The organism is Actinospica sp. (genome assembly GCF_035552695.1).
Classification (GTDB): domain Bacteria; phylum Actinomycetota; class Actinomycetes; order Streptomycetales; family Catenulisporaceae; genus Actinospica.
The window spans coordinates 22,417-36,154 of the sequence record NZ_DASZKT010000194.1 but is presented as its reverse complement, the minus strand read 5'-3'; the positions used below and the strand labels follow the sequence as shown (position 1 = coordinate 36,154).

Genomic DNA, 13,738 nt, shown 5'->3' with positions numbered 1-13,738 from the left:
TGATCGCCCGCGTGGCCGACGCGGGCTCGCGTTCGGCTGCTTCTGGAGGTTCGCTGGTCTCATGGAGCGGCCGAAGTTCGTCGATCATCCCGAACCGAACATCGTGCTGCGCGGCGGCCCCCTCGACGGAGGCCGCACGCGCGTGCACAACTGGGCGCCCGTCACCCTCGACGCCGGCGGCCAACAGTGCGTGTACCGGCCGACCGGCGAACTCGACGCGGAGTACCCCACTCTCAATGTCTACGTCTTTGACCACGCGGAGCCGACTTGATCGCCTCCGCTGAGAGAGATGGCGTGGGACGGGTCAGGCAGCGGCTTCGCCGACGACGTACGAGTCAGACCGTGCCGCATCCGCAGGCCGCCGGAGCGACCGCGCCACGCTGGAAGCCGGGCGTAGGGCGGGTGGGTGGGGCGCGGACCGCACGTCCTCCCACACACACCGGACACGGCGGCACGAGGCGGCGAGGCGCGCGAAGCGGCGGCAGATAGCGCGGCCGGGGTTCGCTATGGGACGTCTCGGACGAAGCGGGGGGTGTGGATGCCGAAGTAGGTGAAGGTCTCGACGTGGGTCACGCCGGGGACGGGCTTGATGCGGTCGTTGACGAGGGTGAGGAGTTCGGCGGGGGTGTGGCAGACCACTTCGACGAAGAGGTCGAAGGCGCCGGCGGTGAGGACGACGTACATGACGCCCTCGCAGGCGGAGATGGCGTCGGCGGTGGTGCGGATGTCGCCGTCGGCGCGGATGCCGAGCATGGCCATGGTGGGCAGGCCGAGGGCGATGGGGTCGGTGACGCCGACGACGCGGACGACGCCCGTGTCGATGAGGCGCTGGACGCGGGCGCGGGCGGCGGGGGCGGACAGGCCGACGGTCGGGCCGAGGTCGGCGTAGGACACGCGGCCGTCGCACTGCAGCGCCCGCAGGATCTGCTTGTCGGTCTCGTCCAGGCGCGGGGTGGTCATGGGGCCGAGGGTACCTGCTGGTCACCTACGAGTTCGGGGACGGTGGCGACGTCGGCGGAGGACAGACCGGGATCGATTTCGCCGCCGAGTCTAGGGATGACGGATGTGGACATACGGGGGTGCCTCCTTGGGAACTTGCGAGATTATTACCCTTGAATCGAAAGTGCAACTCGGCCTTGGCGAACGATTCGTTCGTGCGAATGCGTCGGCGGGTGTGGGAATACTCGGAGGGAACAAGTGGTTGGTGGGGCTTGTTGCCGCGGGCATGAGCAAACTCGGTACCACTGAACTGGATGTCTACGGGCTCTGCCTGGGCGGGAACGTCTTCGGCTGGACGGCGGACGAGGCGTCCTCCTTCGCGGTCCTGGACGCGTACGCGGCGGCGGGGGGCAACTTCATCGACACGGCCGACACGTACGGCGCGCGGGCGAACAACGGGGTGGGCGGGCTGTCCGAGGAGGTGCTCGGGCGCTGGTTCGCGGCACGCGGGAACAGGTCCTCTACGGTGCTCGCGACGAAGGTGGCGCTGAAGCAGAGCCGGCCCGGCCTCGCGGCGGCGAACATCCTCGCGGCGGCCGACGAGTCGCTGCAGCGCCTGGGCACCGACTACATCGACCTCTACTACGCGCACCGCGACGACGAGACCGTGCCGCTGGAGGAGACGCTGGGTGCGTTCGACTCGCTGGTGCGCTCCGGGAAGGTCCGCTACATCGCGGCGTCGAACTACACCGCGCCGCGGCTGGCCGAGGCTCTGGCGATCTCCGAGCGCGAGGGCTTCGCGCGGTACAGCGCCCTGCAGAACCACTACAACCTGCTGGAGCGCGCGGAGTACGAGGCCGACACGGCGCCGTTCCTGGCGAAGGAGTCGATCCCCTCGCTGCCGTATTTCGGTCTGGCGCGCGGCTTCCTCGCGGGCAAGTACCGGCCGGGCGTCGAGGTCGAGTCCGCGCGGGCCGGGGCCGTGGCGAAGTACCGGAACGAGCGCGGCTACGCGGTGATGTCGGCGCTCGACGAGATCGCGGCGTCGCACGGGGTCCCGGCGGCGGCGGTGTCGCTGGCCTGGCTCGCTGCGCAGCCGACCGTGGCCGCGCCGATCGCGTCCGCGCGTACCGTGGAGCAGCTCGCTGAGCTGCTCCCGAGTGTCGGCCTTGAGCTTTCCGCGGACGAGATCGCGGCGCTCGACGAGGCGTCAGCGTAGATCAGTCCAGGAAATCGAGTACGAGTGGGCCCGCGACGTCGCGGAATTCTTCGAAGTAGGCGTGGCGGGCCCGTTCGATCATGTGCAGCCGCGCGTCGGGGATGCGTTCGGCGAGCAGCGGGGCGTTGGCAGCGGGGTTGAACACGTCGTCTGTGCCGTGCAGCACGAGCGTCTGAGAGCTGATTGCGGGGAGCAGGTCCCATGCGTCGTGCCCGCCACTGGCGCGCAGGTGGTGCCGCCGCGCGTAGTCCGGCATGTCGGGGTCGCCCATCGTCTGGTACGGCCCTGGGTGGTCGGCCAGCCACGCGGGCGTGTACATGAGCTCGGCCAACGCCTGCCGTGCGGCCTCGCGATCGACCTGGGCCAGCGATCGGCGGACGGCGTCGCCGCGCTCGATTGCGTGTTTGCCGCCGGGCGACGTGCAGCCGAGGATCAGCTTTCGCACACGGTTCGGGTAGCGGCCTGCGACGACCTGCGCGGTACGACCACCCATCGAAGTGCCGTAGACGTCGGCGGATTCGATGCCGAGTTCGTCGAGCACTGCGAGGGCGTCCCGCGCGAAGATCTCGATGCTGTAGGGGGCATCGGGCTTGTCGCTGTCACCTGTGCCCCGATAGTCGAGCGTGATCGTCGTGCGGACGTGGGCGAAGTCGTCGCGCACGCCGTCCCACCAGTGGTGGTTGTTCGCCTGGCCGGAGAGAAGGAGTAGTGGGGGGCCGTTGCCGTCGACCTGGTACGCGATCTGGGCGCCGTCGGTGGCCTTGGCGAACCCGGTCTTCACGCGATCGCCTTCGTCATGAACACGCTCAGCGAGTCGGGCATGTAACTGCCGAACGGTTCGCAGTACTCGAAGCCGGAGCGCAGGTAGAGCGCTCGCGCGGGTGCGAAATAATCCTCCGCGCCGGTCTCGAGGCTGAGCCGGGTCAGGCCCATGCGGATGGACTCCGCCTCGATATGCGCGAGGAGTCGGGCGGCCACGCCACGGCGCTGGAACGAGGCGGCGGTGCGCATCGACTTGATCTCCGCGTGCGTCGCGTCGAACCGCTTGATGGCCCCGCAACCCGCGATCCGGTCGCCGTCGCGCAGCGACCAGAAAGTGACCTCCGGCTGACGCAGGCCGTGGAGGTCGAGCGCGTGCACGCTCTCTTCGCGCGGCGTCACACGCTTCATCTCGGCGAGGTGTGAGTGCAGCAGTTCGATAATCTCGGGACTGCTCAGGTCGTCGATCGCGATCTCCACGCCGTCATGCTACCTAGGGGACGTTACGTGAATCTCCCGCTCACCTGCGAGTGCCTGCTGACCCGGACGACCGATGCGGGCGTCATCGAGATGCTGATCGGCCTGAAAAAGACGGGGTTCGGGCTGGGCAAGCACGTGATGCCGGGCGGGAAGGTGGAGCCGGGCGAGAGCTTGGAGGACGCGTGCGTGCGCGAGGTCGTCGAGGAGACCGGGCTGATCGTCTCTGCCGCGGATCTCGTGCCGATGGGCGCAGTCACCTTCCGGTTCCCGACGAAGCCGGAGTGGGACGTGTACGTGGCCATGTTCGCCTGCGAGCGCTTCGAGGGCGAACTCGTCGAGACCGAGGAGCTCGCCGCGCAGTGGTATCCGGTCGCCGCGCCGCCCTATGAGCGCATGTGGGACGACGGGAAGTACTGGCTTCCGCTGATTCTCGCCGGCCACCAGGTGGACGTCGAGATCACGCTGAACGACGACCACGAGACGGTGGCCGACGTGCGGCACGCGAACGAGGAGAGGGACGAGCACGCATAGTGTTCCACGTGGAACACTATGCGTTGCTATGCATGATTATTCGGCGGGGCTAGGATGATGCCGACAACGCGGTCGATGCTGCGCGCGAAGAGAGCGTCGGGATCGAGGTCCGGCGTACGGCCGGTGCCCGCCGCGAAGGTGGCCGCGAGGTGCGGGTATTCGCCGGTGGCCGCCGCCTGGCCTAGGTAGGTCACGAGTTCCTGTTGCCATTGTTCGCCGCCGCCGGATTGGCGCTGGTTCGCCTCCCATTGCGCGAACATGCAGATGGAGCTGTTGAGCATCGCGAACAGCTCCATCTTGGTGTCGGCGGGCTGGTCGTTGTCGGCCATGACCGCCAGGAAGAACTCCGCGCAGCGCAGGGAGTTCGGGCCGATCGTGGGACGCGTGAGTACGAGCGCCGGCACCCACGAGTGACGTCGCATCGCCGCCAGCCCCTGCGTCGCGAACTCCAGCAGGTCCGCCCGCGGATCGCCTGACGGGGCATCGGGCAGCTTCCACTCCCCCGCGACCGCGTCGAGCATCAGGTCGAACAGCTGCTCCTTCGCCGGCACGTAGTTGTAGAGCGACATCGTTCCCGCGCCGAGCGATGCGGCGATCTTCCGCATGGACACCCCGGCCAGACCCTCGGCGTCGGCCAGCGCGATCGCGGCCGACGCGATGGCCGCACGGCTGTGCGCGGGCGCCGGGCCCCGGGCGCTGCGCTCCGGGCGCAGCCAGATCAGCTCGGGCCGATCGGTCGTCATGCGACATCACCTCGCATCGAGTCTAGACAGCACGTACACCGTACGTAGTATGCTCGGGCCATCGAAAACAACGTACGACGTACTTAGTGGGGAGTATCATGGGCTCAGCGGCCATCACCGTGACCGGGCTGCATAAGCGTTTCGGAAAGACACATGCTCTACGCGGCCTCGACCTGACCGTCGACGGGGGCACGGTTTGCGGACTGCTCGGACCGAACGGCGCCGGGAAGACGACGGCCGTGCGCGTGCTGGCCACGCTCGCCGCACCGACCGCCGGGCATGCGAGCGTGGCCGGATACGACGTCGTCCGCCGACCCGACGAGGTCCGCCACCGCATCGGATTCACCGGCCAGCACGCCGCGCTCGACGAGGGCATCACGGGCCGTCAGAACCTCCGCCTGCTCGGCCGGCTGCGCCACCTCGGTGCCCGCGGTGCCCGGCAGCGGGCCGACGAGCTGCTCGAACGCTTCGACCTGGCCGATGCCGCGGACCGCCTCGTGCGCACGTACTCCGGCGGCATGCGGCGCCGACTCGACATGATCGCAAGTCTGATTACTAGGCCGGAAGTGTTGTTCCTCGACGAGCCGACGACGGGGCTCGACCCGCGCAGCCGCAACGAGATCTGGGCCACCGTCAGGCAACTGGCCGACGACGGGACGACCGTGCTGCTCACGACGCAGTATCTCGACGAGGCCGACCAGCTCGCCGACGACATCGTGGTCGTGGATCACGGGATCGTCATCGCCTCTGGATCTCCGGACGAGCTCAAGGAGGCGATCGGCGTACGCGTCGAAGCGACCTTGGCGGATGCGGCGCACCTTGAGTCCACCGCGAGGATCCTTCGCGGGCTGACGGGCTGCCTGCCCACGATCGAGGCGGATGAGCAGCGCGTCAGCGCGAACACCGGCGGCGGACGGACCGTCAGCCTGCCTCGGCTCGTGCGCGAACTCGACGCTGCCGGAGTGGACGCCGTCGACGTGGCGCTGCGCAGGCCATCACTGGACGAGGTTTTCCTGACCCTGACCGGCGATAACGAAAAGAGCCTGGCATGAGCGCCGTGGCGGCTTCTCAAAGAAGGCCGGTGTCGGACGCGTGGACGCTCACGTTGAGGGTCCTGCTCTTCTACCGCAACTCCCCCGGCCTGGTCGGCATGTCGCTCGGCGCACCACTGGTCATGTTGGTGATGTTCGGCTACGTCTTCGGCAGCGCGATCAAGATCCCCGGCGGCGAGGACTACCGCAGCTACCTGATGCCGGGACTGTTCGTGCTGATCGCGGTGAACGGCATCATGGCGAGCATGATCGGCGCGGCCCGCGACCTGGAGCGCGGCATGGCGGACCGGCTGCGCACACTGCCGATATCGCGGACCGCGACGCTGCTCGGCCAGGCGGTCGCGGACGTGATCGTCAACGCGGTGATCATGGTTCTGATGGCAGGCGTCGGCTACGCGGTGGGCTGGCGTGTGCACGACGGGGCCGCGAAGGCCTTCGCCGCGCTGGGCCTGCTGCTGATCCTGCGCTTCGCCGTCGTGTGGGTCGGCTTCTTCCTCGGGATGGCCTGCCGCCGAGAGGAGATCGCGGCGCAGGCGGGGCTGCTCGTTTTCCCGATCAGCACGGTGAGCAACGTGTACGTGCCCACGACCGGGATGCCCGGCTGGCTGCGGACGATCGCCGACTGGAACCCCGTCAGCTGCGCCACGTCCGCGGCGCGCTCGCTGTTCGGCGACACGGTCGGAACTGCCGCGACCTCGCCATGGCCGCTCGCGCATCCGGTCGAGGCGACACTCGGTTGGAGCGCCGTGCTGCTCGCGCTGTTCATGCCGCTGGCCGTACGCGCATTCAGCACGCACGGCCGGTAGAGCGGCGGCACTGTGTCAGACGCCGGCCAGTTCGGGCTGCTGAACGTCATCGGTGCTCTCAACGTCCTGCGGCCTCTGCTCCGCGGCCCCGTGCTCCGGCTGGCCGTGCCGCGGGAGCAGGAAGACCAGCAGGAACGAGATCGCGGTCAGGCCGAGCGCGATCTCACCGATCAGCTTGGCCGCGTGCACGGCGGACGCCGGGGCGGCGTAGGCGTGCGCACCGAAGGCGTTGAAGAACACGGTGCCCAGCACGGCCACGCCGAGCGCCGCGCCGAACTGCTGGACGCACTCGAGGACGCCGGAGGCCGAGCCGATCTGGTGTGTCGGCACGTCGCCGATGACGAGGCCGAACAGCGGCACGAAGATCGCACCCATGCCCAGGCCGTACACCGCGAGCGGAGCGGACATGTCCCAACCGCTCACACCGGCGCCGGCGTGGTCGAGGACGAGCAGGAGGCCGATCGTGCCGACGCCCATCACAGCCAGTCCGAGGTGGATGATGCGGCGTCCGAGCTTCGGGCCGAGGGTGCCGCTGAGGGCCGAGCCGACGAAGGCACCGGCGGCCAGCGAGGTCGAGGTCAGGCTCGCGTGCATCGCGCTGTAGCCGAGGCCGAGCTGCAGGAACAGTCCGAAGGCGAGCGAGAATCCGACGACCACGCCGAAGAACGAGAGGATGAACACGAGGCCTGAGGTGTACGAGCGGTTGCGGAAGACGCCGAGGTCGATCAGCGGGCTGCTGGCGCCGCCGCGCCGACCAAGGAGGCGCTGTCGCAGGACGAACAGGGCGAACACCGGCACGCTGCCGACCATCAGCGCGAAGCACCAGGCGGGCCAACCGGACTCGCGGCCCTCGATCAGCGGGTAGATCAGCATCGTCATCCCGGCGCCGCCGAGCAGCGCGCCGACCAGGTCGAGCCGCGAGCCGCGAGCCGTCGGCGCGGAGTTCGGCAGGGTGCGGCGGCCGAGGACGATGGTGTACCCGCCGAGCAGCAGGTTGATCAGGAAGACCGAGCGCCAGCCGGTGCCGAGGATGTTCGCGTTGACCAGGGCGCCCGCGACGACCGGGCCGAGGATCGTGGACAGTCCGATGGCCGGGCCGAACAGTGCGAAGGCCTTGCTCATCTCCTTGCCCGGGAACAGGTCGCGGAGCAGGCCGAAGCTCTGCGGCACCATCATCGCCGCGATCAGGCCCTGGACCGCGCGAGCCGCGATCAGCGAGGTCGGGGACCAGGCGAACGCGCAGGCCACGGACGCGGCGGTGAAGCCGACGGCGGAGCCGAGCAGCATCCGGCGTCTGCCGTACATGTCGCCGAGGCGGCCGCCGACGAGAAGACCCGCGGCCAGCGCGAGCGTGTAGGCGGCCGAGAACCACTGCAGCGCGGCGGTGCTGCCGCCGAGCGAACGGTGGATCGCCGGACCGGCGATGTTCAGGACCGTGGAGTCGAGCAGGTCCATCAGCGTGGCGGCGAGGATCGCGCTCAGGCCCAGCCACTTGCGGTTCGAGGTCGTTGTCGTCATGACTTCAAGGTAGGAGGGCATTAGGCAAGCTTGGTTCCTGATTGCGGGGCAGACTGGAAGACATGTTGGAGACCTCGGCACGACTGCTCCGTCTGCTCTCGCTGTTGCAGACGCCCCGCGAGTGGACCGGCCCTCAGCTGGCAGAACGGCTCGGCGTGAGCACCCGGACCGTCCGCAACGACGTCGAGCGGCTGCGTACCCTCGGCTATCCGGTGGACGCGACGCGCGGCGCGGTCGGCGGCTATCGGCTGGGCGCGGGCGCGCAACTGCCTCCGCTGCTGCTGGACGACGAGGAGGCAGTCGCGGTCGCGGTCGGGCTGCGGACGGCCGCGTCGGGATCGATCTCAGGCATCGAGGAAACGTCTCTCCGAGCGTTGGCGAAGGTCGAGAAAGTGCTGCCCTCGCGACTGCGCAGGCGAGTCAACGCGCTGCAGACTTACGTGGCATCCGTGTCGACGAACGCGAACTCGCCGCGCGTGGACGCGAGCGTGCTGACAGAGCTGACAGCCGCCTGCCGCGACCACGAGCTCGTGCGCTTCGACTACGAGGACCGCGGAAAGGCGGCCAGCCGACGCATCGCCGAGCCGTACGGCCTGGTGAACTGGGGACGGCGCTGGTATCTGGTCGCGTGGGATCGCGACCGCGAGGACTGGCGGACCTTCCGCGTCGACCGGATGACGCCGAAGCTCCCGGCGGGTCCCAGGTTCCCGCCGCGCGAACTGCCGGACGAGGATCTGGCGCGCTATGTCTCCAACCGCGTGTCGGCAGCGCCCTGGCGGATCACCGCGCACATCACCGTGCATGCGCCGGCCGCGGTCGTCGCCGAACGAATCCCCGGCTACGTCGGTTCGGTCCAGAGCGTCGACGCCGAGACCTGCGTGCTGAGCAGCGGAAACGACAATGCCGAGATGTTCGCCGTCTATCTCGGCATGATCGGATTCGACTTCACGGTCACCTCGCCGCCCGAGCTCGTGGAGGCGGTCCGCAAGCTCGGGCAGCGTTACGCGAAGGCGGTGAGCGGCTAGGCCGGGGTGCCGCACTCGGGGCAGAATTTCGCTCCGGCCGGGATCTCGGTCGAACACGAGCCGCAGGTCGCGGGGCCGCCCATCTTGTGGCCGCATTCGGGGCAGAATTTCGCTCCGTGCGTCTCGGTCCGGCACTGCGGGCAGACGAGCTCGTGCTGCGTCGTGACGTCGATCCCCTGCGCCAGCTTGGCACCCGCCTCTGTGGCCGCCGTGCGCGCGGCGTACACCTCGCCTTCGGCGCGCGCCTGCTCGACCTCGGTCCGCAGGTCCGGGGCGCAGTGGCGGCACATCCCGCGGTCGGCGTTCCAGCAGTTGTCGCACACGTGCTGTGTACACCGTGCGCAGCGGTGGAAGTGGCCGTCGGCCTGGGTGATCGCGCGCTGGAACGCCGCGTCGCGGGCCTTGTGCCAGCCCGCGTCGGCCAGTCCGCCGACCGTGTTGGCCACGTCCCAGCCGACGTTCGCGGTCACGCTCGAGGCCATGCCGCTCGCCCGGCGCAGCCAGCCGGAGGCGCGGCCGAGTGTGTAGTTCTCGAAGCCCGAGCGCCACGTGTCGCCGCAGCGCTGGCAGTAGAACTCGAACTCGAATCCGGCATCGTCGCCATAGGCGTTCGACAAGTCCCGGCTGTTCTGGGTGAACCAAATCTGGTCGGCCACGGCCGACCCCCCTCCAAGGTCATTCGCGCACCCACCGCGCGACTGGGATTGTCGTACCGCAAGGGCCGTACATCGCGCAAGCGGCGCGGGGCCCCTGGGGTCTTGACACCGCCGACACGCGTTATATCGTGTCCCTCGCCAACGCGATATAACGCGAACGGAAGGGGGCTGCCGTGACCAGAACCATGGCCGGGGAAAGCGTCGCGATCGACGCGAGGGACCTGGTGAAAACGTACAAGGGCGGAGTGCGGGCGGTGCGCGGGGTGAGCCTGCGCATTCCGGCCGGGACCGTCTTCGGGCTGCTCGGGCCGAACGGCGCGGGCAAGTCCACGATCGTCAAGATGCTGACGACGCTCTCCGCGCCGACCGACGGGACAGCGACGGTGGCGGGCTTCGACATCGTCAGGCAGCAGAAGCAGGTGCGCCGCTCCATCGGCTGCGTCGCGCAGAACTCCGGAGTGGACGTGCAGGCCACCGGACGGGAGAACCTGCTGCTGCAGGGCAGGGTCTACGGGATGCGCGGCGCCGAACTGGACCGCCGCGCGGACGAGTTGCTGCTGAGGTTCGGCCTGGCCGAGGTCGGCAAGCGCTTCGTGAAGACCTACTCCGGCGGCATGAAGCGGAAGCTCGATGTGGCGCTCGGACTGATGCACTCGCCGCGGGTGCTCTTCCTCGACGAGCCGACCACCGGCCTCGCCCCGGAGGCGCGCGCCGAGATGTGGGAGCAGATCCGCGAGCTGGCGTGGGACCAGGGGCTGACCATCCTGCTGACCACGCACTACCTGGAGGAGGCGGACCAGCTCGCCCGCAACCTCGCGATCGTGGACCAGGGCCAGATCGTCACCCAGGGCACGCCGGACGAGCTCAAGTCCCAGCTCAACGGCGACGCGGTGAGCCTGGAACTGGCCGCCGGCACCGAAGCCGACATGGCGAAGTCCGTCGCACTGCAGCAAGGGAGTCTGCTGACCGATGTCGTCGTGGAGGGGCTGACCATGCGTGGTCGAAGCGCGGACGGAGCCGGCGCGGTGCCCGCGCTGCTGGCCGCGTTGGAGGCGGCCGAGATTCACGTCGCATCGGTCACCGTCGCGCGTCCCTCGCTCGACGACGTCTATCTGCGGTACACCGGCCGCTCGTTCTCCTCCGCCGATTTGGAGGCAGCGCAATGACCGCTGTGGCAGACACCTGGTACATGACCGGACGTGCTTTCCGCGCCTTCCTGCGCCAGCCGATGTACGTGGCCTTCACGCTGATCCAGCCGATGATCTGGCTGCTCCTGTTCGGCCAGCTGTTCAAGTCGGTGACCCAGATTCCGGGCTTCGGCGCCTCGAACTACGAGACCTACCTGGTGCCTTCGATCGTCGTGATGTCCGGGTTCTTCGGCGCGGGCTGGGGCGGCATGGCGATCCTGGACGACCTGACCCGCGGCGTGCTCGACCGCTTCCTGGTCTCCCCGGTCAACCGGTCTTCGCTGATTCTTGGCCGGCTGGTCGTGCAGGTGCTCTCGATCGTCATCCAGGCGATCATCATCCTGCTGTTCGGCGCGGCGGTCGGCGCCAGCTACCACCACCTCGTGATCGGCGTGCTGGTGCTGATGGTGGCCACCAACCTGCTGGCCACGGCGATCGGCGCGCTGTCCTACGGACTGGCGTTGCTGGTGCGCCGCGAGGAATCGATCATCGCGGCGTCCAACTTCATCCTGCTGCCGCTTCAGTTCATGTCGACCGGCTTCATGGCGCTGGTTCTGATGCCGCATTGGATGCAGAACATCACCAAATTCAACCCGGTGAACTGGACGCTGGTAGCCGGGCGCGGCGCGCTCAGCGCGAACCCGGGCTGGGGGCCGATCTTCGAGAACCTGGGCTACCTCGCGGTGCTCATGGTGATCTGCGCCTGGGTCTCGACGCGCGCCTTCCGCAGCTACCAGCGGTCCATGTAGTTACTCAGCTGCCGTCCGCAGGACCGATCGGGAGCGAGGCTCCGTCGCGCAGGAAGAGCGGGATCCGGTCGAGGGGCGCGGGGACGGTCACGGTCTGGCCGCCCTCGTGCTCCTCGCCGGTCCACGCGTCGCGCCACGAGGCGCCCTTCGGCAGGTAGACGTCCCGCGAGCGGGCGCCGGCCTCGAGGACCGGGGCGACGAGCAGGTCGCGGCCGAAGAGGTATGCGTCGTCGACGGTCCAGGACTTCGCGTCCTCGGGGAATTCGACCAGGTAGGGACGCATCGGGGTCAGGCCGGTCTCATGTGCCTCCTGCATAACGGAAAGAACGTACGGCTTGATCCGCTCGCGCAGCGCGATGTACCAGGCCATGATGTCGCAGGCCTCTTCGCCGTAGGACCAGATCTCGTTCGGTCCGCCGGTCACCTGCGGCGAGAACGGCGTGGCGGGCTCGCGGAAGCCGTGCAGCCGGAAGATCGGGCTGAACGCGCCGAACTGGAACCAGCGGACCATCACCTCGCGGTACTCCGGCGATTCGGGGTTGCCGCCGTGGAAGCCGCCGATGTCGGTGTTCCACCACGGCATGCCGGACAGGGCCGTGTTGAGCCCGGCCGCGATCTGCTTGCGGAAGGTGGCGAAGTCGGTGTGAATGTCGCCGGACCACAGGATCGCGCCGTATCGCTGCGAACCAGCCCAGGCCGAGCGGTTCAACGTCACGACGTCGGGCTTTCCGGCGGCGTGCATGCCCTCGTAGAACATCCGCGAGTTCTCCCGCGGGTACATGTTGCCGACTTCGAGGCCGGGGCCCGCGTGGTAGCGCAGGTTGGCGGGATATCCGGGCTTCAGCTCGGGCTCGCAGGCGTCCGCCCAGAAGATCTCGATGCCGCGGTCGAGGTAGGACTCGCGCACCTTGGACCAGACGAAGTCGCGGGCGCGCGGGTTGGTGGCGTCGTAGAACGCGACCTGGACGGTGTGGTCCACGCCCTTGTCCGGCCAGTCCGCGTGCGCGACGGGGCCGAACTCGGTGCCGATGAGGAAGCCTCGGCGCTCCATCTCGGTGTGGTACTCGGACAGCGGGCTGACGGAGGGCCAGACCGAGACCATGAGCTTCGTGCCATAGGACGCGAGCTCGGCGACGGCGGCGTCCGGGTCGGGCCACTCGGCCGGATCGAAGCGCCATTCACCCAGATGGGTCCAGTGGAAGAAGTCCGCGACGATCACGTCCAGCGGAATGCCTCGACGGTGATATTCCCGCGCGACCTCGAGCAGTTCCTCTTGCGAGCGGTAGCGCAGCTTGCACTGCCAGAAGCCCGCGGCCCACTCCGGCAGCATCGGGACGTGGCCGGTCACGTCGGCGTAGGTGCGCTGGATCTGGGCCGGGTCGCCCGAAACGATCCAGTAGTCGAGCTGGCGGGCGCTGTCGGCCACCCACCGGGTGCCGTTCAGGGCGAGTTCGACGCGGCCGATCGCCGGGTTGTTCCACAGGAAGCCGTAGCCGCGGGAGGAGACCAGGAACGGGATGGTGACCTCGGAGTTGCGCTGGACGAGTTCGACCACCGCGCCCTTCTGGTCGTACAGGCCGTGCTGGTGCTGGCCGAGGCCGTAGAGCTTCTCGTCGGGGTAGGCAGTGAAACGCTGCTCCAAACGGGCGTATCCGTTGCCGTGCGCGGTACGCAGCCGAGGCCCGGGCCACCAGAAGTGCGCGTCCTGTTCGGCCAGCAGCTCGGAGCCGTCCTCGGTGGACAGGAAGGTGATGCGGCCGGTGATGCCGACGCGGGCGGTGACTCCGCCGTTGACGATCGTGGCGGCGCGGTCGGTGATCTCGACCGTCGCGTCGGCCGAGACGTCCGGTGGATCGAGCAGCGCTCCGGGCAATCCCTCCAGGATCGGTCCGCCGACTTTGGAACGGACGCGCAGCGAGTTCGGGCCCCAGGGTTCGATCCGGAGCACTTCCTGACGGCCCGTCCACTCCAGGGCGTGCACGCCGCCGCCCAGGGAGCGGACCGAGAACTCGCCGGCTTCGTGGGCGAGTGAGGCGAGCGGGGATTCCTCGGACATGACTGGCAGAGCCTTTCG

Annotated in this window: 15 protein-coding genes; 8 read left to right on the top strand and 7 right to left on the bottom strand. The window is 68.9% G+C overall.

All coding sequences use genetic code 11. From position 1 onward, the window contains the following. Nucleotides 1-271, top strand: a 271-nt coding sequence (locus VG296_RS22285) for a hypothetical protein (protein WP_325568672.1), incomplete at its 5' end; no start/stop codon positions are given. Nucleotides 272-504: 233 nt separating this feature from the next. On the opposite strand, the gene VG296_RS22280 is transcribed toward VG296_RS22285, so the two are convergent. Further along, nucleotides 505-945, bottom strand: a complete 441-nt coding sequence (locus VG296_RS22280; RefSeq protein WP_349259660.1) for an Lrp/AsnC family transcriptional regulator — start codon at nt 943-945, stop codon at nt 505-507. A gap of 280 nt (nt 946-1,225) precedes the next feature. On the opposite strand from VG296_RS22280, the gene VG296_RS22275 reads away from it, so the two are divergent. Further along, the gene (locus VG296_RS22275) at nt 1,226-2,158 is read left to right on the top strand and encodes an aldo/keto reductase (RefSeq protein WP_325568668.1); all 933 of its coding nucleotides are present in this window, start codon (nt 1,226-1,228) and stop codon (nt 2,156-2,158) included. Nucleotide 2,159: 1 nt separating this feature from the next. Here VG296_RS22275 and VG296_RS22270 read toward each other — a convergent pair whose 3' ends face one another. Then, nucleotides 2,160-2,939, bottom strand: coding sequence for an alpha/beta hydrolase (locus VG296_RS22270; protein ID WP_325568666.1), 780 nt, complete (start codon nt 2,937-2,939; stop codon nt 2,160-2,162). Continuing rightward, nucleotides 2,936-3,397: a GNAT family N-acetyltransferase gene (locus tag VG296_RS22265; RefSeq protein ID WP_325568664.1), complete on the bottom strand. Its 462-nt coding sequence runs from the start codon at nt 3,395-3,397 to the stop codon at nt 2,936-2,938. Before VG296_RS22265 ends, VG296_RS22270 begins: the two co-directional genes overlap by 4 nt. A 27-nt stretch (nt 3,398-3,424) precedes the next feature. On the opposite strand from VG296_RS22265, the gene VG296_RS22260 reads away from it, so the two are divergent. After that, nucleotides 3,425-3,928, top strand: coding sequence for an 8-oxo-dGTP diphosphatase (locus VG296_RS22260; protein WP_325568662.1), 504 nt, complete (start codon nt 3,425-3,427; stop codon nt 3,926-3,928). Between the two features lie 26 nt (nt 3,929-3,954). On the opposite strand, the gene VG296_RS22255 is transcribed toward VG296_RS22260, so the two are convergent. Further along, nucleotides 3,955-4,671: a TetR/AcrR family transcriptional regulator gene (locus tag VG296_RS22255; RefSeq protein WP_325568660.1), complete on the bottom strand. Its 717-nt coding sequence runs from the start codon at nt 4,669-4,671 to the stop codon at nt 3,955-3,957. 98 nt (nt 4,672-4,769) lie between these two features. Between VG296_RS22255 and VG296_RS22250 the strand changes: the two genes are divergently transcribed. Both VG296_RS22250 and VG296_RS22245 read left to right on the top strand, forming a co-directional pair. Beyond that, a complete protein-coding gene (locus tag VG296_RS22250; RefSeq protein WP_325568658.1) occupies nt 4,770-5,723 on the top strand; it encodes an ATP-binding cassette domain-containing protein in 954 nt (317 codons plus the stop codon). A gap of 29 nt (nt 5,724-5,752) precedes the next feature. After that, nucleotides 5,753-6,529: an ABC transporter permease gene (locus VG296_RS22245; RefSeq protein WP_325568656.1), complete on the top strand. Its 777-nt coding sequence runs from the start codon at nt 5,753-5,755 to the stop codon at nt 6,527-6,529. A 15-nt stretch (nt 6,530-6,544) separates the two neighbouring features. On the opposite strand, the gene VG296_RS22240 is transcribed toward VG296_RS22245, so the two are convergent. Next, entirely contained in the window at nt 6,545-8,047 is a 1,503-nt protein-coding gene (locus tag VG296_RS22240) for an MFS transporter (protein ID WP_325568654.1), read from the bottom strand. Between the two features lie 62 nt (nt 8,048-8,109). Between VG296_RS22240 and VG296_RS22235 the strand changes: the two genes are divergently transcribed. Next, nucleotides 8,110-9,072, top strand: coding sequence for a YafY family protein (locus VG296_RS22235; RefSeq protein WP_325568652.1), 963 nt, complete (start codon nt 8,110-8,112; stop codon nt 9,070-9,072). On the opposite strand, the gene VG296_RS22230 is transcribed toward VG296_RS22235, so the two are convergent. Then, nucleotides 9,069-9,728 carry a zinc ribbon domain-containing protein gene (locus tag VG296_RS22230; RefSeq protein ID WP_325568650.1) on the bottom strand — a complete coding sequence of 220 codons (660 nt, stop codon included), beginning with the start codon at nt 9,726-9,728 and terminating at the stop codon, nt 9,069-9,071. The two genes, VG296_RS22235 and VG296_RS22230, sit on opposite strands and share 4 nt — an antisense overlap. 185 nt (nt 9,729-9,913) lie before the next feature. Between VG296_RS22230 and VG296_RS22225 the strand changes: the two genes are divergently transcribed. Together VG296_RS22225 and VG296_RS22220 are read left to right on the top strand one after the other, a co-directional pair. Continuing rightward, nucleotides 9,914-10,894, top strand: coding sequence for an ATP-binding cassette domain-containing protein (locus tag VG296_RS22225; protein ID WP_349259659.1), 981 nt, complete (start codon nt 9,914-9,916; stop codon nt 10,892-10,894). Further along, on the top strand, nt 10,891-11,664 hold the full coding sequence (locus VG296_RS22220; RefSeq protein ID WP_325568646.1) for an ABC transporter permease: 774 nt from the start codon (nt 10,891-10,893) through the stop codon (nt 11,662-11,664). Before VG296_RS22225 ends, VG296_RS22220 begins: the two co-directional genes overlap by 4 nt. Nucleotides 11,665-11,668: 4 nt before the next feature. On the opposite strand, the gene VG296_RS22215 is transcribed toward VG296_RS22220, so the two are convergent. Continuing rightward, the gene (locus VG296_RS22215) at nt 11,669-13,720 is read right to left on the bottom strand and encodes a glycoside hydrolase family 31 protein (RefSeq protein WP_325568644.1); all 2,052 of its coding nucleotides are present in this window, start codon (nt 13,718-13,720) and stop codon (nt 11,669-11,671) included. Between the last annotated feature and the right edge of the window lie 18 nt (nt 13,721-13,738).

Coding starts and splice junctions, on each gene's coding strand:
- VG296_RS22275 (WP_325568668.1), top strand. CDS start 1,226: ATGAGCAAACTCGGTACCACTGAACTGGATGTCTACGGGCTCTGCCTG.
- VG296_RS22255 (WP_325568660.1), bottom strand. CDS start 4,671: ATGACGACCGATCGGCCCGAGCTGATCTGGCTGCGCCCGGAGCGCAGC.
- VG296_RS22250 (WP_325568658.1), top strand. CDS start 4,770: ATGGGCTCAGCGGCCATCACCGTGACCGGGCTGCATAAGCGTTTCGGA.
- VG296_RS22240 (WP_325568654.1), bottom strand. CDS start 8,047: ATGACGACAACGACCTCGAACCGCAAGTGGCTGGGCCTGAGCGCGATC.
- VG296_RS22235 (WP_325568652.1), top strand. CDS start 8,110: ATGTTGGAGACCTCGGCACGACTGCTCCGTCTGCTCTCGCTGTTGCAG.
- VG296_RS22225 (WP_349259659.1), top strand. CDS start 9,914: ATGGCCGGGGAAAGCGTCGCGATCGACGCGAGGGACCTGGTGAAAACG.
- VG296_RS22220 (WP_325568646.1), top strand. CDS start 10,891: ATGACCGCTGTGGCAGACACCTGGTACATGACCGGACGTGCTTTCCGC.
- VG296_RS22215 (WP_325568644.1), bottom strand. CDS start 13,720: ATGTCCGAGGAATCCCCGCTCGCCTCACTCGCCCACGAAGCCGGCGAG.